Origin of the sequence: Pseudocolwellia sp. AS88 (assembly GCF_030551755.1) — a bacterium.
In the GTDB taxonomy this organism is placed as follows: domain Bacteria; phylum Pseudomonadota; class Gammaproteobacteria; order Enterobacterales; family Alteromonadaceae; genus Pseudocolwellia.
Window position 1 is genome coordinate 105907 of the sequence record NZ_JAUPEC010000005.1, and the last position, 21078, is coordinate 126984.

Annotated in this window: 13 protein-coding genes; 9 read left to right on the forward strand and 4 right to left on the reverse strand. The window is 34.6% G+C overall.

All coding sequences use genetic code 11. The features are described 5' to 3' along the window. The first annotated feature begins 95 nt into the window (after window positions 1–95). The 3 genes from Q5N69_RS05460 to tldD are packed head-to-tail and all read left to right on the forward strand — an operon-like array spanning window position 96 to window position 6382. Entirely contained in the window at window positions 96–4103 is a 4008-nt protein-coding gene (locus Q5N69_RS05460) for a YhdP family protein (RefSeq protein ID WP_304367851.1), read from the forward strand. Continuing rightward, the gene (locus tag Q5N69_RS05465) at window positions 4096–4950 is read left to right on the forward strand and encodes a carbon-nitrogen hydrolase family protein (protein WP_304367852.1); all 855 of its coding nucleotides are present in this window, start codon (window positions 4096–4098) and stop codon (window positions 4948–4950) included. Before Q5N69_RS05460 ends, Q5N69_RS05465 begins: the two co-directional genes overlap by 8 nt. Next, window positions 4943–6382 (forward strand): metalloprotease TldD, encoded by a 1440-nt coding sequence (gene tldD, locus Q5N69_RS05470; RefSeq protein ID WP_304367853.1) that lies wholly within the window; start codon window positions 4943–4945, stop codon window positions 6380–6382. The genes Q5N69_RS05465 and tldD overlap by 8 nt, the downstream gene beginning before the upstream one ends. A 92-nt stretch (window positions 6383–6474) precedes the next feature. On the opposite strand, the gene Q5N69_RS05475 is transcribed toward tldD, so the two are convergent. The 3 genes from Q5N69_RS05475 to Q5N69_RS05485 form a co-directional block, all read right to left on the reverse strand. After that, window positions 6475–7383: a mechanosensitive ion channel family protein gene (locus tag Q5N69_RS05475; RefSeq protein WP_304367854.1), complete on the reverse strand. Its 909-nt coding sequence runs from the start codon at window positions 7381–7383 to the stop codon at window positions 6475–6477. A gap of 51 nt (window positions 7384–7434) precedes the next feature. After that, complete coding sequence (locus tag Q5N69_RS05480; protein WP_304367855.1) at window positions 7435–8265, reverse strand: S1 RNA-binding domain-containing protein; 831 nt, start codon at window positions 8263–8265, stop codon at window positions 7435–7437. Between the two features lie 88 nt (window positions 8266–8353). Continuing rightward, window positions 8354–8806 carry a TerB family tellurite resistance protein gene (locus Q5N69_RS05485; protein WP_304367856.1) on the reverse strand — a complete coding sequence of 151 codons (453 nt, stop codon included), beginning with the start codon at window positions 8804–8806 and terminating at the stop codon, window positions 8354–8356. A gap of 475 nt (window positions 8807–9281) precedes the next feature. On the opposite strand from Q5N69_RS05485, the gene Q5N69_RS05490 reads away from it, so the two are divergent. The 6 genes from Q5N69_RS05490 (at window position 9282) to Q5N69_RS05515 (ending at window position 20379) form a co-directional block, all read left to right on the forward strand. Then, window positions 9282–10490 (forward strand): efflux RND transporter periplasmic adaptor subunit, encoded by a 1209-nt coding sequence (locus Q5N69_RS05490; RefSeq protein ID WP_304367857.1) that lies wholly within the window; start codon window positions 9282–9284, stop codon window positions 10488–10490. Continuing rightward, window positions 10490–13678, forward strand: coding sequence for an efflux RND transporter permease subunit (locus Q5N69_RS05495; RefSeq protein ID WP_304367858.1), 3189 nt, complete (start codon window positions 10490–10492; stop codon window positions 13676–13678). The genes Q5N69_RS05490 and Q5N69_RS05495 overlap by 1 nt, the downstream gene beginning before the upstream one ends. 414 nt (window positions 13679–14092) lie before the next feature. Beyond that, window positions 14093–16678, forward strand: a complete 2586-nt coding sequence (locus Q5N69_RS05500) for an EAL domain-containing protein (protein ID WP_304367859.1) — start codon at window positions 14093–14095, stop codon at window positions 16676–16678. Window positions 16679–16956: 278 nt separating this feature from the next. Then, entirely contained in the window at window positions 16957–17835 is an 879-nt protein-coding gene (locus Q5N69_RS05505; RefSeq protein ID WP_304367860.1) for an HDOD domain-containing protein, read from the forward strand. 109 nt (window positions 17836–17944) lie between these two features. After that, window positions 17945–19369, forward strand: coding sequence for a sodium-dependent transporter (locus tag Q5N69_RS05510; protein ID WP_304367861.1), 1425 nt, complete (start codon window positions 17945–17947; stop codon window positions 19367–19369). 116 nt (window positions 19370–19485) lie between these two features. After that, window positions 19486–20379: a class I SAM-dependent methyltransferase gene (locus Q5N69_RS05515; protein WP_304367862.1), complete on the forward strand. Its 894-nt coding sequence runs from the start codon at window positions 19486–19488 to the stop codon at window positions 20377–20379. 84 nt (window positions 20380–20463) lie between these two features. Here Q5N69_RS05515 and Q5N69_RS05520 read toward each other — a convergent pair whose 3' ends face one another. After that, window positions 20464–21078: a LysE family translocator gene (locus tag Q5N69_RS05520; RefSeq protein WP_304367863.1), complete on the reverse strand. Its 615-nt coding sequence runs from the start codon at window positions 21076–21078 to the stop codon at window positions 20464–20466.

Here is a 21078-nt window from a genome sequence, read left to right on the forward strand (position 1 = left end):
TTCATCACTGAGTTATTAAATCAGTGATCTTTTGAGGATGTAATCTTCAATGTAAAATTTTTCCTAATGTAATTAATAAGTGATGCCGTAAATTAATGAGCACTTCTCGCGTAATTAACCGTTGGTTAAACAGAGTCTACAAAACCATTGCCATTTTATTGGTGATTTTTGCTGTATTAATTAGTTCGCTCCGCTTATTCCTGCCTTATGTACAAAACTATAAAGATGGTCTAGAAGACTTTATTAACAATGCTAATGGCAGTCACATCAGTATTGGTGCGCTTAGTATGGATTGGGAAAAGTTAGGTCCATCCATTGTACTCAATCAAGTCAGTTTATTAGAAACTCAATCTACTGACATCTTCATCGATAAAATACATGTTCATTTAGATTTTTGGCAAAGTCTTATTAAAGGCCGTCTTATTACACAGGACGTAACCCTTGATGGTGCGCAAGTGTTTATAAAAAGCTTGAACAAATCTTCAAAAGAAATCGATAAAGACAAACCTCTAGTCACTAGAATCACTGAAATGTTTTTAGATCAAATTAGTCGATTCTCTTTACACAATAGCCAAATTGTTTTTCAAACCAACCAAACTGAAAAAGTGCTCGTTATTAACCAACTCGATTGGATCAACGAAGGCGACAGACATAGAGGTAAAGGCTACGTAATTTTAGATGGCTTAACATCCAATAATATTAAAGTATTGTTAGATCTACATGGTGATGATATTGATGATCTTGATGGTCAAGCCTATTTACAAGCTAATCAATTAAATATAACACCTTGGCTCGATACTATCTTTGCCATAGACAACAGAGATACCCATTCAGCTATTAACTTTGATGGTTGGTTATCTATCAAAAAAGGTATGCCATCGTCGTTACTTATTGCTTTAGGTAATAATGAGATTAGCTGGACACATAACAATATTGATCAGTTTTTTAGTATCAATCAAGGACATTTATTAGCAAACTTTGGTGATGGCATAAACCAAGAAAATGAGTTTAAAACTTTTAGCATAGCTTCAAGTCCGTTAACCATCATTACACCTAAAAACACTTGGGAACCAACAAGCATTCAGTTTGCTAAAAAAGCTGGAGTTTATAATGGCTATATTAGTCATTTGAACGTGCAAGGACTTACTGAGATATCACCTTTATTTTCTAATAATGAAAAATTAACTGAATTGCTTACCCATATTAATCCTAATGGTGCAGTTGAAAACTTGTTTTTACAACTTGATGAGAACAAACAATCAGTTATTGCAGGGCTGAAACAAGTTAATACTTATCCTTATGAAAAAATCCCAGGTATATCAAATTTGGGCGGTGAAGTTTCCTTTCAAGATAAAACACTACGCTTTAAATTAAACGCTCAACAAGGGCTATTAGATTATGGCGATCATTTTGTAAAACCTATTCCATATAATCAATTTTACTCTGATTCAAGATTCACATTTGGTGAAGACTCTTGGACTTTTAGTAGTAATGATATTGAATTTACTTCTGATGAAATATCATTGTCGGCTGATGTTGTTGTTGAAAAGCCACAAAATGAAGATGCCAAAATGTCTCTCCTTACTGTAATTAACAGAGGTGATGCTGGTTTAGCTAATCATTATTACCCTCAAAAAATTATGGGTGATGTGCTTGTTAATTACTTAAATGGTGCCCTTGTCAAAGGAAATATAGATCAAGGTCAAGTTCTCTTTAATGGCCCCTTAAATAAATTTCCTTTTGAAAATAATGAAGGCATATTCACAGTTGACTTGGAAATTAGTGATGCTGAATTTAAATTCCAACCAAAGTGGCCTGCAATTAACAACTTTAATGCTAACTTAAACTTCACCAATAATAGCATGTTAATTAGTGGCCGCAGTGGTGATTTAGAAAACATCGACGTGAGTGGTGTTCGTGTTGAAATTGAAGACTTAAAGCATGCGACTATTTTAGAAGTTGATGCAACCTTTGATAAATTAAAACCTGAATACGTAAGTAACTTGATGGAGAAAAGTCCGCTTCAAAAAACAGTGGGCGCAGCATTGAAGAGCTTAGTTATTACAGGGCCTATTTCAGGCGATTTTGGAATTGTACTTCCTTTACGAGCGCCTAAAACAGGTATTGTTAAAGGTACTGTGAATTTTTCTGATAATAACATTAACTTGCAAGCACCTAATATGCTGTTTACCAAAGTTAATGGTCAACTTACCTTTAATAACGATAAAATATTAACAAATGATATCAGTTTGTTGTGGCGTGATATGCCTTTGACGTTGTCGGTTAATGCTCAAGATAAAGGTATTCTTTATAATACCAATATCGCAATAGATGCCGATTGGAATACTAAGCAATGGCAAAACCAGTTACCTGAACAACTACAAAGTTATGGCTCGGGAAATTTAGCTTGGAATGGCATATTATCCTTGAATATGTTTAATCAAGGCGGTTATACCTACGATTTTGATATTAATTCTTCATTAGACAAATTGGTACTTGAATTACCTGAGCCTTATTCCAAAACCGCTGATCAAGTAGTTAAAGCTAATATTCAAGTAACAGGGCAAAACAAAAATACAACGATTAATGCTGCAATTGGCGAACAGTTAACATTTTATGGTGTACTTGATCATGAAAAGGTCAGCTTTACTAAAGCCCATTTAGCTTTAGGCAGTGAAGACATGTTGTTACCCACACAAGGCTTTCATATTAGCTCTCAATTAGATCAAGCGGACGTTGCACAATGGCAACCTTTTATAACTGATGTTATTGATTGTATAAGTGGTTTTAACAACACAGATGAACCACAACAAAACGTTATACTTGAAAGCCCTGAACGTATAACAGCCAAAATAGGCACCTTGTTATATGGTGATTACAGTTTATCTGATGCGCTTTTGAGTTTAAGTAAAAACGACCAATCTTGGTTAATAGATATCAATTCAAAAGAAGTTCGTAGCCAAGTTGTTCTAAATCAAGACCTGTATGAGAAAGGCATAGAAATTAATGCCGACTTTATTCACTTGGCAAAATTAATTCCTGAGACGTCTTTAGGTGAAACTGATGTCGCACAAAGCAATAACGAAGAAAAGGTTATTACTTCTGAAGCTGATCAAGAGGCAATAAATCAGCTTAATAAAAAACTCTATAAACAGCTCCCTCCGCTACTAGTGAATTGTGAGAGTTGCAAGCTGGATAAACTTGATCTGGGTAAGGTAAGTTTTAAAGTTAAAAGAGACGAACAAAACCATATTTTGTTAGAAGAGTTTAAAGCGACGAGAGATAAATTAACTCTCAACTTAGAAGGCTATTGGAGCCAATTGGAAAACGATAACCTAACGAATCTTAAAGGTACTCTTGATATTAAAGATCTTGAACAAGAAACCGAAAGATTAGGTTACACACCAACAATTAAAGACAGTGGCTTACAAAGTCAGTTTGCTTTTGATTGGCAATCGAGCCCTTATGATTTTGCAATCGCCAAATTAAATGGTCAGTTTAATGCATCACTTGACGATGGCTATTTAGCTGAAGTACCGGATCAAGCTCGCGTATTTTCAGTACTTAGTTTGCAATCACTAGTACGTAAATTAAGTTTTGATTTTAGAGACATCTTTGCTGATGGTATGTTTTATCGCAGCATTAAAGGTGACTTCCAAATGAAAGATGGCATTATGTATACCGATAATATGTTTATGAAAGGCGCCGCAGGAGACTTGGAAGTAAAAGGTAATACAGACTTAGGTAAACAAGTATTAGATATTAGAATGTCTTATAAACCTAATGTTACTTCAAGTTTGCCAGCTTTAGCTTGGATAGCAACCTTGAACCCTGTTACCTTTCTAGCCGGACTTGCTCTTGAAGAAGTTATTACCTCTCAAGTGTATTACGAGATGAATTTCGAGCTCACAGGCAGCATAGAACAACCAATATTTAAAGATGTAAACCGTAAAACACGTAACATCAGTGTAGGTAAAACAACACCACCTCAAATTGTTGACGAATTAAGTCCTCCAAATGTTACTCTTCCAAGCAATGAGCAAGACTCGAATAGTCAACCTGAAACAATTGAATTACCGAAAAAGAGTGAAATAGATGGTTAGTTTGTCCGCAATTCAGTTATGTTCTAAACCCAATGTTGAACATAATTTAGCTACAATAGAAGCTTTTTTAAAAGAATTAACACCATCAGATGAGAATATTGTAGTGTTGCCAGAATGTTGTTTATTTTTTGGTGGTACAGAAACAGACCAATTAAATTTAGCTAAACAAAATAGCGTTAATAATTTTACAGCTGACGCATTAGCAGCTTTAGCAAAAAAATATCAGCTATACCTTGTCGCTGGTAGCATTCCAATTCTCCTACCGGATGAAGAACAAGAAACTAATAATGAAAGATTTACCAATTCAAGCTTAGTGTTTTCACCTAGTGGTGAACTTATTCAACGTTATGACAAAATTCATCTTTTTGATGCAAAAGTTAAAGACGGTCAGAAGCAATATTTAGAATCTACCCATACTCAAGCAGGTAAAAAACTGAGTGTTGCTAAAACTAAAAGCACACATATTGGTTTAAGTATTTGCTATGATTTGCGTTTTCCTGAATTATATCGCCAGTTAAGAACATTAGGTGCTGATATTATTACCGTACCTAGCGCTTTTACCGCGACCACAGGTAAAGCCCATTGGCAGGCATTATTACAAGCTAGAGCAATTGAAAACCAGGTATATGTTATTGCCGCTGGGCAACAAGGTATACATGAAAACGGAAGAGAAACATGGGGGCACAGTATGATTATCTCACCTTGGGGTGAAATAAAAGCCTGTGCGCCTGACGGTGAAGGCATTATAACAGTCACCTATTCACCAGAAGAGTTGGCAAAAGTGCGAGAAGCAATGCCAGTAATGAACCATAATAAATTTACATCTAAGTTGACCCCATATGAATAATATTGAGCGCGAGCTCTTGGCTGATAGCCAGATAGATACCGATTTTTTAAATCAAACATTACATAGCATGGTTCAACGTAATGTTGATTTTGCTGATTTATACTTTCAATCGAGTCGACATGAGTCATGGATGTTAGAAGATGGTATTGTTAAAGAAGGATCTTACAATATTGAACGTGGTGTTGGTGTTAGAGCGATTTCAGGTGAAAAAACAGGTTTTGCTTATTCAGACGACATATCGCCAGAAGCACTAACTAAAGCTGCTGATGCTGCTAAAGGTATAACTAAAGCGGAGCAAAGTGGCTCGGTTAAGGCTTTTAGTCGTCAAACTCAACCTCAAATCTATTTAGGTGTAGATCCTTTAGATAGCTTAGGGCAAGAGCAAAAGATCAATTTACTACATGAAGTAGAAGCTCATGCACGTTCAATTGATCAACGTGTTAAACAAGTTATCGTTAGCTTATCTGGCGTGTTTGAAAAAATTCTTGTAGCAGCAACAGATGGTACTTATGCAACAGATATTCGTCCGTTAATACGTTTAAATTGTTCAGTATTAGTTGAAGAAAATGGTAAGCGCGAACGTGCAAGTTCAGGTGGCGGTGCTCGAACTGATTATAGTTATTTCTTTGAAGTTGAAGGAAAGCAAGCGAGATACTTAAATTATGCTGAAGAAGCTGTGCGTCAAGCCTTAGTTAACTTAGTGGCAATTGAAGCGCCTGCTGGAAACTTTCCTGTAGTATTAGGAGCTGGTTGGCCGGGTGTATTACTTCATGAAGCTGTAGGGCATGGCTTAGAAGGTGACTTTAACCGTAAAGGTTCTTCTGCATTTTCTGGCAAGGTAGGTCAACAAGTGACTTCAGAGCTTTGTACGATTGTTGATGATGGTACGATGGCGAATCGCCGTGGTTCTATTAATATTGATGATGAAGGTACACCAGGACAATACAATGTACTTATCGAAAAAGGTATCTTAAAAGGTTACATGCAAGATAAGCATAATGCCTCATTAATGGGCGTTAAACCTACTGGTAATGGCCGTAGAGAGTCTTACGCTCATCTTCCTATGCCTAGAATGACAAATACCTATATGTTAGCAGGGGAGAGTGATCCACAAGATATTATAAAGTCAGTTAAGCGAGGTATTTACGCACCTCAGTTTGCTGGCGGGCAAGTGGATATTACATCGGGTAAATTTGTATTTACTAGTTCAGAAGCTTATTTAATTGAAGATGGTGTTATTACTTCTCCAGTTAAAGGTGCAACCTTAATAGGTAGTGGTCCTGAAGCGATGAAAAATGTAAGCATGGTAGGTAATGATTTAGCTATTGATGCTGGCGTTGGTGTATGTGGAAAAGATGGTCAAAGTCTTCCTGTTGGTGTTGGACAGCCAACATTGAAAGTTGATGAAATGACAATTGGCGGCACTCAGTAATTCGAGTTATGAATCGGTATTAAAAAAATACTGGAGACAAAAAAAAGGCGCTTAAGCGCCTTTTTTAATGGAAAGTATTAAGAGACAACTTCCTAAGCTTTCGTTTCTGGCTGAATCATATGAACATCACGTTGTGGGAACGGTATTTGAATATTTGCTTCATCAAGAGCTAAATATATGGCTTTATAAGCGGTAAACTTAGCGGTGTATAAATTTACGGTTGGTGTCCATAAACGAATAGAAATATTAATCGCACTATCAGCAAACTCATCAATACCTATTTGTGGCTCACGGGTTTTACTTACAACGCCTGTTGTTGCAATTACCTTATCTAAAAGGGCAATAACTTCGATAGGATCTTCACTGTAGGCAATTCCAACATTTAACTCTAATAACGAATCATGCAGTGAGTTTTGTAATATTTCACCAACAATGTGTTTATTAGGGATAGTTATTCTAACGTTATCTTCATCGTAAATGATGGTGTGAGCGAGTAAAACTTCTTTTACAACACCTGTAACATTCTTTACTACAATTGTGTCGCCAACAACAAAAGGGCGGGTAATAATAATATTAAAACCGGCAGCATAATTTGATAACAAACCTTGTAAGGCTAGGCCTGCACCTAAAGAAACGGCACCAATTGCTGCAATAAATGGTGTAACACTTATACCTAATTTTCCTAAGGCAATAATAGCAATCATCAGTACGAGGATCATACGGCTACTATTAGCAATAAAACGGCTTAACGTTACATCAAGATTGTGGCGCTCACAAACACGTAAAAGCATAGCGGCTACTTTACCTGCTAAAATGTAGCCGATAATGAAGATGATGATTGCGCCAACTATTTGGAAACTATAATTCGTGAAAAAGTCGATGACGATTTGATAAATATGCGCCATTTGATCTATTTCATTTTTTAATAAGTTAGCTGGGTTAATAACCTCTACCACTTTTTGTGTTGTGGTTGCTGTTTCTTCTGCTATTTGATCTGTCATCGCTAATTTCTATCTTATTCGTTAAAAGTTTTACCTAGTTAAGTAAAAGCCTTAAATAAGGGTAATACCTTCAGGAGTTATTTTGACTTTACCTTTTTTAAGTAAATTACCTACGGTAGCCTTAAAGGTTTTTTTACTTACACCTAAAGCTTTTTGAATATCGTCAGGTGAGCTTTTATCATGTAATGGACTTACACCATTATGCTCAGCAATATAATCTAAAAGTTTTTGACTAAAATCATTAACTTTACCTTCACCAGGACGAGATAAACTTAGATCTATTCGTTCATCTTCACGTACTTGTTTGATATAACCTGTGATCTTTTTACCAATGCGTAACGGCTGGAAGATCTCGTTGTCATATAATAAACCCCAATGTAGGTTATTGATAATGGCCTTAAAACCTAAATCTGTTTTACCACCAATAATAAGATCAACCTTGTCCCATTTTTGATAGTCAGCAGGCCAAACATCAATAAATTTATCGAGTTTACTTGAAGCAACAATACGTTCAGTACGAAGATCTAAATATATTCGAACAAGGTAGTATTTACCTACTTCCATTTCGGTATGTTGTTCGTTGTAAGGTACCAATAATTCCTTTGGTAATCCCCAATCTAAAAAAGCGCCCATTTTATTTATGGCTGATACTTTTAAAGAAACAAACTGATCCACTTCACCTAATGGTTGTTGAGTTGTTGCAGCGACTCTATCGGCTGAGTCTTTATATAAAAAAACACTCACTTGTGAACCTGCAGTACAGTTTTCTGGGATCAAACGATTAGGTAAAAGTACTTCGCCTAAATCATCTGCATTCAAATATGCACCCGTGTCATTTACTGTAATTACAGAAAGTGTATTAAATTTACCTAAGTCAGCCATTTATGTTCGCCGTTTTCTAGAAATAATAAAAAGGATCGCTTAATTACTGAATAATTAAGTCGTGTATTCGCTATAATACATCATCAGCTTAAGATGAGGGAGTATTTGCTAACTTTGTTTGAATATATTCGCTGTGCCTTAAATGTAGTAAGTCAGAAATCTTGCGAATAATATGCTCTTCGAGAGTTGCGAGCTCGCCATCAACATAAGCGAGTTGCCATAAATAACCTATTATTTCCATGCGTTGTTCTATGCTATAGTGCTGGTTTATTTTATTCGTGAATTGATAAAAGTCTGTAGCGTCTTCGCTAACGTTTAAAGCGAGCTTAATTATTTCGTCAATTTCGCTTTCTTCAAGGTTAAATTGTTTAGCAATAAATGCTTTTAGAGAAGCCTTCTCAGCTTCTTGCAAAACACCATCAGCTTTCATTACTTCACATAAAAGTACTGTGCATGCTACTTCTAAAGAAAGCTCGTTATTGTCACTTTCTTGGTCGGTTAATTGTAGTTTTTTGAAAAAAGCACTGATTTTATCAATCATTATAGATCCCTATAGTCAGCTATTTCGTATGTTTATTAATATGAAGCAAAGTTAGGTGGTTACAAACACTACTAATATTTGGCGGTGCCTAACTATTTATTTGTTGTCGTAAATGACATGTTTTCTAAAAACAACTGTACTTAAGTATATCGTTAATAATTAGTGTAAAAATCAAAATAATAGTTAAATTTACTAGTCTTTATTTTTAAATTGCCTAGTATTAAACATTACCTGTTTTTCTACGGGATATTAACTACTTGTTTAATAGGTGTTTTGTTTTAATTTTTGTTAAATTTTTTATCTTGTAACTTTTAGGCTCAAATATTGTAACAAGTATTTGCAACCTGATAATTTTATGGACAAAAGTGTGATGGTAACATTAACTTTTGTCTAAATTTATTCATAATAAAAATATTGTTATTCGCTTATAAATTCAGTTTTTGAAGTTTATAAGGTTACCCTGAAGGAGTGTTCTGTGACACGGAAAAAACAAATAATCTTACCTTTCGTTATTTTGCTTGTAGGTATTTTAATCGCTGTGCTTTTTATTAGTATGAAAAAGCCGCCAGAAGAAAAAGCTGAGGTAGACAATACTCCTATTGTATCAGTAGAGAAAATCCTAGTATCTCCTATGACTCTTGACGTTCAGTCTTACGGTATTGTTACACCAAAATATGAAACTGAAATGGTGGCACAAGTGAGTGGTCAAATCGTTGAGTTGTCTCCATTATTTGTTCCCGGTGGTTTTGTTAAAAAAGGTCAACTACTTGCGCGAATTGATCCTAGTGATTATGAGGCTAACTTGATCGATGCTGAAGCAAATATGGCATCAGCCCGAGCCTCTCTAGAACAAGAAGAAGCTCAAGGAAAGGTAGCGCAAAGTGAATGGGAAACAATTACTAATGCTTCGCCATCAGAGCTAAGTTTACGTAAACCACAATTGGCACAAGAACTTGCTAAGGTAAAGGCTGCACAAGCTTCAGTGCTTAGAGCAAAGCGCAACTTAGAAAGAACAGAGATCAGAGCGCCTTTTGACGCGATGGTTGAAAGCAGGAATATAGGCTTAGGTTCATTTGTCAGCGTCACCTTTAATGTGGGTAAGTTACTAGGTACATCTGTTGCTGAAATTCGTTTACCTGTTGCTGACAATCAGTTTCAATTCTTAGACAAAGGACTGGTTAACGCAGATGTTGTTCTTAAAGGAACCTATGCAGGAGAGAATACGCAGTGGAATGCAAAAATAGCACGTAGTGAAGGTGTTATAGATAGTAATAGCCGTATGAGTTATCTTGTGGCAGAAATCACTGATCCTTATGTTTTAGAGGCTAAAAATAATAAAACTCCAATCCGTTTTGGTTCATATGTAAATGCAAGTATTCTAGGAGTGAGTCTTGCTGAAGCTGCTACTGTTCCTCGCCATTTAGTACAAAATAATCAGGTACCTATTTTAGATGAAGAATCAAAACTTCATTATGCAACGGTAACTATTGTTCGACAAAATGGTAACGACGTTATTATTTCTCAAGGATTAAATAGTGGGGATCGTCTTATCGTATCAGCGTTAGATTATCCTATCGACGGAATGAAACTTGCTCTTGCTACCGATGAATCAGGATTAAATTCTGATGATACCAAAATTGCAGGAAAAGTTGTCTTAGATGATAGCGATGTAAGGGAAGATTAATGTCGACTACAAAACCTGAAGAAACTGTTGAGATTGACCATAGTATTGACACCAATACAGGGTTAATTGCATGGTTTGCTCGAAACAGTGTTGCAGCAAATTTATTAATGATATTTATATTAGTAGGTGGTTTATTTACTATTCAAACCATTAATAAACAAATGTTTCCGCAAGTAAAAATTAACTGGATTTCTTATTCTGCGCCATATCCTGGAGCTGCCCCTCAAGAAGTTGAAGAAGGCATAACCATTAAAATCGAAGAGGCTTTGGAAACTGTTCAAGGCTTAAAACGTGTCATTACGTATTCAAATAGAAATTTTTCGAATGGCTGGTTTGAAGTTGAATTAGATTATGATCCGCAAATTGTTCTTGAAGAAGTTAAATCAGCTATTGATTCTGTTTCTAGTTTCCCCGAAGGAATGGAACGTATAACTGTTGAACGGGAAAAGTTCAGGCAAGAAGTTATGTACATTAGCTTATACGGCGACCTTACAAATGGCGAACTTAAAGAGCTTGGTCGTAGTATTCATAATGAAGTTCAAGAGTTGCCTTATATTAATATTTCAGAATTATATTCGGGTCTTAATTATGAAATATCTATTGAGGTTAGTAAGGATAAGCTTAGAGAGTATGGATTAAGTTTTGCCAGTATAGCCAACGCTGTTCGTAATTATTCTCGTAATATGTCTGCTGGGCAAATTAGAGCTGAGAATGGTTATATTAATCTTCGCGTAGAAAACCAAGCTTACAGAGGATATGAGTTTGAGCAAATTCCTGTAATCACTTTAGAAGATGGTACAAAAGTTGTTTTAGGAGAGATAGCAACGATTATTGATGGTTTTGAAGAGGGCCTACAATATTCAAAATTTAATGGTGAAAATTCGGTAACCTTATTTATCGGAGCAGCAGACAACCAAAGCATTACAGATATTGCAGAAGTTGTTAAGCAATACGTAGAGGATAAATCCAAGGTATTACCAAAAGGTGTCAAACTTGAAACATGGGTTGATATGACCTATTACCTTGATGGCCGCTTGAATATGATGATAGACAATATGAAAAGTGGTGCGGTATTAGTGTTTCTTATGTTGGCATTATTCCTTCGTGTTCGTTTGGCTTTCTGGGTAATGATGGGGCTACCTGTATGTTTTTTAGGTACTTTATTAGTTATGCCAATGGAGTTTGTTGGGGTAACCATTAATGTTATTAGCTTATTCGCTTTTATTTTGGTGTTAGGTATTGTTGTTGATGATGCGATTGTGATGGGTGAAAGTGCTCATGACGAAATAGAAGCGCATGGTCATAGTACTGATAATGTCATTAGAGGTGTTAAACGGGTTGCTATGCCTGCAACTTTTGGGGTGTTAACAACAATGGCCGTGTTCTTGCCTTTTCTTTTTGGTGAAGGACCATCGTCAGCTTTTGGAAAGGCTATAGGTTCAGTTGTTATACTTTGTCTTATTTTCTCTTTAATTGAGTCAAAACTTATTTTACCTGCTCATTTAGTAAAGATGAAAATAAAGGCTTTTAACCCTAGAAATCCAATAGATAGGCTTCGTTTATCTATAGATACTGCATTACAACGTTTTATTAAAAATGTTTATAGCCCGTATTTAGCTATATTTATTGAGTATCGTTACACCGTATTTATGTTTTTTATCAGTCTAATGCTCATTAGTGCAGGCTTATTTTTAGGTGGTTTTGTTAAGTTTATTGGGCAACCTAAAATTCCACATGACTTCCCTCGAATAGATATTGAAATGAATGTTGATGCTTCTGAGAAAGCAACATTACAAACACTGTTAAATATACAAAGTGTTATTAATCAGGTTGATAGAGATATTGAGGACGAATACGGTTCTTCAATGATTTCAGATATGCAAGTTGATTTACAAACTAGAACTAATGGTCAACTTATGGTTAAGTTGGTAATACCTGAGTTACGTCCAATGAATACATTTGAGCTCGCTGATTTATGGCGTAAAGCTATTCCAAACTATCCAGGTGTTAAGTCGTTAACCATAGGTGATAATCTATTTGGTGGCGGTAGAGACGATGGTGATATAGCTTTCAGGTTAGAAAGTGATAATGACACCCAACTACTTGCTGCTGCAAAAGAGCTAAAAGCGAAACTTAATTCACTTAAAGGTCTTGGTGATGTTAACGATAGTCGTCAAACAAGTGCAAAAGAAGTTCAGTTTGAGTTAAAGCCTTTGGCTAATAGTTTAGGATTAACATTAGCGGATATTGCATCTCAAGTTAACTATAGTTTTTATGGTTTAGAAGCACAGCGTATTTTACGAGATAGTGAAGAAGTTAAGGTAATGGTTCGCTATCCTTTAGAGCAACGAAGTTCTGTTGGTCATGTTGATGATGTTTTAATTCAAGCGCCTAATGGAGCAGAGTTACCTTTATCTGAACTTGCTGTTATTACATTAAAAGAAGGTGTTACGAGTATTCGTCGTGAAAATGGTAATCGAACGATTAATGTATGGGCCAGTGTTGATGCTGAGCAGGTAGAGCCTTTTGAAGTGACTAAAGATATTCGTGATAACTTTATTCCACAACTATTACGTAAATATCCTGAACTTCAAAGTGAGGTTACAGGTAGTATTCAAGAAGAAATAGAGAGTGCGGATAACCAAAAACGTGATTTTATTATTTCAACATTGCTTATTTTCTCACTGCTTGCGATTCCTTTAAGATCTTATTCGCAAGCACTAATGATTATAGTGGTTATACCTTTTGGTATTATTGGGGCTGTAGCTGGGCATTTTATTTTAGGTATGAACTTAAGTGCTTTATCTGTAATGGGGATACTAGCCGCTGCCGGAGTTGTAGTGAATGACTCTTTAGTTATGGTGGACTATGTTAATAATGCTAGGAAACGAGGTGAGCATTTAAAGAGTGCTGTAATGCATGCTGGTGCAAAGCGTTTTAGAGCGATTATGTTAACCTCAATTACAACTTTTATTGGTTTGGTGCCCATCATCTTTTTTGAAGTAAGTGCTCAAGCACAGATTGTAATACCTATGGCTATTTCACTCGCTTTCGGAGTTCTGTTTGCTACGATTGTTACGTTGATTTTTATTCCTTGCCTTTATGTGATTATTGAAGATATAGGAATGCTATTTCGTCGATTAATTCAAAATATAAAAATATTTTTTAGTAGTGCTGAGGCAAAATAGAAAATCAATAAAATACACAACCATAAAGCCTCTATTTTATGGTTGTGTAAAAACCTAAAAGCTTCATATTTCCTCTGCCATTTTCCATAATAGCTATGCTTATTTTACTGCTTGTTATTTATGTCATTATTAAATAAATAGATTAATTTTTTGGTCATTATGACAACGAAAAAATTTAGAAAGCATGATGAGGCAGTTAAAATTAACTGATCTTAACTTTAGTTAGCAAGATAATAACAAGCGATTAACAACACGTCTTTTTATTATTATGGATATATTCACTGGTAAGCCAGTTAAACTATGGGTGTTCTATTTTTTACTTAATATTTAAGTATTTCGAGCGAACAAACTGGATATTTTGACGATTAAGCGTCAAAATAAACTTATGAAAATTATTACTTTATTAATTCTTTAATGGATCTATCACCTCAAAATTTTAATAACTTAACGGGTTCAGAAAAAGAACTTGCAAAAGAAGTTATTGATCTTCGTGATAAATACCTAAAACTGGAAAGTCGTCATACGATTTTATGCCAGCTCGATAAACTCGCCGATAATATAGATAATACTCACGACTTCTTAAAAGGGATTTATCAAATCCTTTGTGGTGTTATTAGGGCAGAGAAGTTTCATGTTGCTTTTTTTAACCCAACTTTTGATACTTTAACATTTCCTTATTTTGTTGATGACACGCAGCCCATTTCGAACATCCCTGTAGCTATTGATGATTATAAAGGTTCACTCTTAAAATATGTTATAGATACGAAGAAACCACTTTTAGCGAATAAAGCTTCAATTAACAAACTAGTGGCGACTTCTAAAATTAATCCTGTTGATGACAATATCTTCCAATGGCTGGGTGCTCCATTAATCAAAGATGGCTATATTATGGGCTGCATATCAGTTCAAAATAGCCACATTGAAAAAGCGTACAATGAGCATGATCTAGATTTGCTGACCTTTATTTCTAAACATTTAGTCATAGGGTTAAATCGTTTACAAGAATTAGAAATATTGCAAACAGCGATAGATAACCGCACATCTGAGTTAATGCAGCAAATTAGAGATCGAGAAAAGTCAGATTTACTTAAAGATTCATTATATAAAATATCAGAACTCGCGAATGACGCAGATCTTGAAATATCTGAGTTCTATTCTAATGTGCATAAAATTGTTGGACGTTTAATTAATGCGCCTAATTTTTATATTGCCAAATATTCTGAAAAGTCTGACTTATTAACATTTGTTTATTATGTCGATCACAACGGAAAAAATATTAATACCAGTCTTGCACCTAGAAAAGCAGGTAAACATCTTACTGAACTCGTTATAAGTAGAGGTAAGGCTTTATTATTAAATACCGATGATATAGAAAAACTTTATCAGGAAGGTGAAATTGGAACTTACGATAAAAATACAGCAGCTTGGTTAGGTGTACCTCTAATACATACTAATCACTTATTAGGTGTAATGGTTATTCAAAGTTATCAGAAGAAGGTTTCGTATACTTCCCAAGATAGAGAATTACTTAACTATGTGTCTGATCATATTTCTTCTGCGATAAGACGCAGAGAACTGGCTGCAATTGAGCGTCAAAGTCATGGGGTTTTAGAGCAAAAAGTGAAGATAAGAACACTTGCTTTAGAAGAAGAAATTTCGCAACGTAAATTAGTTGAAAAACAATTAACCCATACTGCATCTCATGATGGCTTAACAGGGCTTGCCAACAGAGATATTTTCATAGACTTACTTAACCATACTATTTTATCGACTAAACATTTTCCTGAGCACTTGTTCGCTATTCTATTTTTAGATTTAGATCGTTTTAAAATTGTTAATGATAGTTTAGGGCATCATGCAGGTGACTCTTTATTAAAAACTGTTGCTAAAGAACTGGTTTCCATGGTGCGAAGTAAAGACACGGTTGCACGTTTTGGTGGCGATGAATTTGTTATTTTGATTGAGAATTTAGATTCAAAACAAGAGGCTTATGATGTTGCTGAAAGAATAACTAAATTTTTGTCTGCCCCTTTTGTTATAGAAGATCACCCTGTATATATAGGTACTAGCATAGGTATCTTATTTAATAACGAACGTTACGATAACGCTGATTTTATGTTACGTGATGCTGATACGGCTATGTATCACGCAAAAGAGAATGGTCGTGGGCGTTACGAAGTTTTTGATTCGAGTATGCATAGTAATATTCAAAATGCTTTGAGTTTAGAGCTAGATATTCGTAATGCGATTAAAGCCAAAGAATTTACTCCTTATTTTCAACCTATTGTTGATTTAGAAACAGGCGCAATAAAAGGCTTTGAAGCCTTAGCTCGATGGGAAAGTAAAAAAAGAGGCTTTGTTTTTCCTAACGATTTTATCCCATTGGCAGAAGAGCGTAACTTAGTTATGCCGATAGATTTACAAATATTAGAAAAATCTTGTCGACAGTTAAAAAAATGGCAAACAAAATTTGGCTGTGACGATATTTACATAAGTTGTAACTTATATGGCGATCACTTTTTTAGTTTATCTTTAGCTGAAGATATCAGTAAGATTTTGGAAAAAGTAGGGGTTGAAGCTTCTCGATTACGCATTGAATTAACAGAGCGTGCACTACTTAATAATAGTGATGTTGTACTGGGTAATATGAAAGCATTGAAAAAGCTAGGTGTAAGGATTTTATTAGATGATTTTGGTACCGGTTATTCAAGTTTAAGTTATCTGCATTTATTCCCTATCGATGTATTAAAAATAGACCGTTCTTTCATTACCAATGTTCATGACCATGAAAGCCATCAAGCGATTATTAAAACCATTATTGATTTAGCCACTAATTTAAACATGGCAACAGTAGGCGAGGGGATAGAAAGCCTTGAGGATGCTGAAATATTAAATAAGATGGAATGTCGATATGGTCAAGGCTATTACTTTTCAAAACCGATGAAAGCTTCAGAAGCTGAAAAACTATTATTTAGTACTTTTGATGTGAAGCAATTTTAAATAAATATTTGTTACGAAAATACCCTTTGTTATAAATCTGTAAGCACTCATTTCTAGTCAAATAATTAACACTTTTTAATTGCAATATATTAGCCTTAACTAGAGAGATTTAGTGTAAAGCTCTTTTTATATTATCTATTCAAAGTCTAAAAATTAATTAGAATGGTCTCTTAATAACGGCGTAATTTACTTATTTAGGTGGAAAACCTCTACTTTATTGCTGTTTTAGGCACCGATTACAATTTTTATCTTTATCTTTAAAAACTTCGAGTTACACTGTGAATAAGATAAATACTACAGAAAAACTCTCTATGAATGCTAATGACTATGCCAAACAAGCAAACGGTTCTTTTGCTTTGCCTGATGCTTGCTTCAAAATAAAATCATTAATGGAAGATGAAAGTTCAACTATTGAAGATTTTGCTAATGTGATCAGTGTTGATCCTTCTTTAACATCACGTTTATTACAAATTGCTAATAGTGCCATTTATAGCTTTTCTGGAGAAATTAGTACTATTTCTCGTGCTATAACAATCATTGGTACTCAAGCTATTTACAACATGATGCTAGTTGATGTTGCTGCAAGTGCTTTTAAACACTTTGCAAATCAAGCTATCGACTTAAAACGATTTTGGCGTATGAGTGTGTTTTGTGGATTAGCTACTAAAAATTTAGCAATTAAAGCAGGCATAAGAGATATTGAACGCTTATTTGTAGCAGGCTTACTACAAAACTTTGGTGAGCTTATTGTTGCTAAGGTGTCTCCTGAAGTTGCACAGCAATGTGAAAAGTATTCACCAGAGAAGTTACCTTGGACTTTACAGAAAGAATTATTAGATTTTACTTATACTGATGTTTCTGCTGAATTACTGAAAATATGGCAAATACCTGAAAAAATCATACTTCCTATTAGACATTACAACGAAGCTAGTTCTAATCAAATCAACAAAGATGTTAAAATACTTTATTTAGCGTCAAGACTAGCACTTGTTGATAGCCATCCTGAAGAATTTACTTACGACGAGACAGTTGATGAGAGTCTTTGTAAGTCGTTAAATATTTCCGCTGAAGACTTAGTTGATGCAGCATCTTTTGCTAGTAAAGAAGCTGAAAATATTCTTAATATTATGAATGTAAGTTTATTCACGCGTAAATAAGAATAAAGATTAAAAAGGTATACGTTTTATTTATTAATAAGCATTATCTATACATGAACGCTTATTATGAATAATTCATGCCTTATAAAAATTATAATGAAGGACATCCATGACAACACAAAAAGAACACTTTAGTTCCCGCATTGGGTTTATATTAGCTGCAGCGGGTTCTGCCGTAGGTATTGGTAATTTAGTAGGTTTTCCTGTAAATGCTGCAAAAAATGGTGGTGGTGCATTCTTACTCGTTTACGCTTTGTTTATATTTATTATTTGTTTACCTGTCATGATTGCTGAAATGGCTGTAGGTCGTAAAACAGGAAAACAACCTGTAGGTGCCTATAAGTCGTTAACTGACAATAATAGAATATGGGGAGCTGCAGGTTTTATCGGTGTATTAACACCTTTTATGATTGCTGTTTTTTATATGGTGATAACCGTATGGTTATTTGGATACTTAGGTTTAACTTTAACAGGTAATTTAGATTATTTAGCAAGTGAGCAAGGCTTTGGAGAGTTTATAAATAGCCCTTATTTATTTGGTGTTATGGCTGCTGTAGCCGCTATTCTTTATTATATTTTAGTTGCTGGCGTTAAAGAAGGTATTGAAAAAGCAGCTAAAATATTAATGCCTGCCTTATTTGTGATGCTGTTATTAATGGTGATTTTCGTATTAACTTTAGATAATGCGTTAGCGGGTGTTAAGTTTTTTATTATTCCCGACTTTACTAAAATTACACCGAGTGTGATTAATGGCGCATTGTCGCAAGCTTTCTTCTCGCTTTCTTTAGGTATGGGTATTTTAATTACTTATGGCTCATATATTAATCGTGAGACCAATATTGCTAATTCAGCTAAGTTAGTGGCTATTACAGATACCGCTGTAGCTTTTACTGCAGGCTTAATGATATTACCAGCGATATTCTCATTCGACCCAGCGATTAACCCTGAGGATTTAAGCGAAAGCTCTGTTTCTCTTATTTTTACTTTTTTACCTAAGATATTTTTGGCGTTACAAGTTTCTATCGGTTATATAGGCGCAAGTGCTGTAGCTGCATTTTTCTTCTTGTTAGTATTTTTTGCGGCAATAACTTCATTAGTTTCTATTATTGAAGTGCCTGTTTCTTATCTTATAACAGAGAAAAAACAATCACGTAGAAAGGCTTTATTTACATTACTTTTTAGTGCAGGTGTACTAACTATTTTTGCAACTCTTTCCTTCGGTATGGTGAGTTTCTTTACTGATTTTGTTGATTACGCAGGTAAGAGTAAATCATTCTTTGACGTAATATATGACATTTTCTACGATACAATATTGCCGTTAAATGGCTTTTTATTATGTATTTTTGTTAGTTATCGTTGGAAAAAGCATAATTTGTCTGCTGAGCTAGCAATAGGTAATCCAAACTATGTTGGATCTTGGGTTGAAAAATACGTTAACTTTTCATTAGGAACTTTTATTCCGGCAATCGTTTTGTGTATTTTTATTAATACCGTAGCTCAAAAATTCTTTAACTATAATCTTTTTGGTTTCTAGTTAATCTGAGGTTAATTAGTTATCCTCAAACCGAACAAAAGGCCGTATCATACGGCTTTTTTATTACCAAATTTTTGATAACGCTTTTATAAATTAGCGGTAACCTTGAGAAATATATGATCGAATACATTACAGCAACCAACTTTAATGAATGCCAACGACTATTTCACGGTCGTGGCCACGCCTATCCTGAATTAGCGCATGTAAATGTTGATTGGTTGTCACCTGTTGTATTAATTACTTTATATCAAGCTGTTGAGTCTGATTGGCTTGATGTGCAGGTTGCAGCACTTAGTCAATTAATTCCTGAGTGTGAATCAGTACAAGTACAGCATAGATATCAGAAATTTGCGCCAACTGAAGTTTTATGGGGAAAAGAAGTATCTCATACCGTAGTGATGGAATCTGAGCTTAAATACAATATTGAGTTTGGTAAATCTCAAAACACTGGGCTCTTCCTAGATATGAAAAATGGTCGAGATTGGGTAACAAGTCGTTGTGAGAATAAGAATGTCCTGAATTTGTTTTCTTATACTTGTGCCTTTTCTGTTGCAGCTATTGCAGGTAATGCTAAACAAGTTGTTAATGTGGATGTAAGTAAGGCATCACTATCTAAAGGTAGAGATAATCACAGATTAAATAAACAAGATACGACTAAGGTAAAGTTTGAAGGCGTCGATATTTTTAAATCTTATGGGCGTTTAAAAAAATATGGACCTTATGAATTATTAATATGTGATCCACCATCTTTTCAAAAAGGCAGTGTTGATATTGAAAGGGATTACAGCAAAATTATAAGAAGGTTACCACAGTTAATGTCACCTGAAAGTGATGTGTTCTTATGTTTGAACTCTCCTGATTTAGATGAAGATTTCTTGCTGGCAGAAGTTGAACGAGAATGTCCTGACTGTCAATTTATAAGTAAAATAGAATCACCAGAAGTATTTAAAGAAGCTCACAAGGGCAAAGGTTTAAAAGTACTATTATTTAAATATTCACCTAGAGCCTGAACTTAATTTTATATTGATGTGAACTATAAATATTAAAACTTGTGTTGTTTAACTCACACCACAAGTTTTAATTCTATTTGTTATTTAGTTAACTACAACTTTAACGGCTAAAGCAATCAAGAAACAGCCGGTTACTTTGTCCACAATATAACTATTTTCTTTAAGCTTATTGATGATATTTCCTTTAGAAATAAGAAAAGTAACAAAGCAATACCATAAAGCATCCAAGGTTCCCACTGTCATTGTCATTATTACTTTTTGTTCGACACCAGAATCACTATTTAAAAATTGGCTAAACAAAGCAATAAAAAATATAGCTAATTTAGGGTTTAAAAAAGCAAGTAAAAAACCATCTCTCCACCCATTTATATTGTTTGTTTTTATTATGGTTTCTTCTTGGGGAATCAATTTAGATTTTTTACTAAGTAATGACTTCACTCCTAAATATAACAGAAATGCAGCACCAGCATATTGAATAAGTGAGAATAAAAAAGGCGTATTAACAATAATTACAGCAACACCTGTAGCGGTTATTGCGGCATATAAAGCTACGCCTAAACCATGACTTATTGCTGTTGCATAACCTTTAGCAACACCACCATTAACGGCATTTCTTATTACTAAGGCTAAACTTGGCCCCGGCGATAAAGCACCTAATATACAAATAACGACAAACGATAACCACAGGTGGAGTTCCAT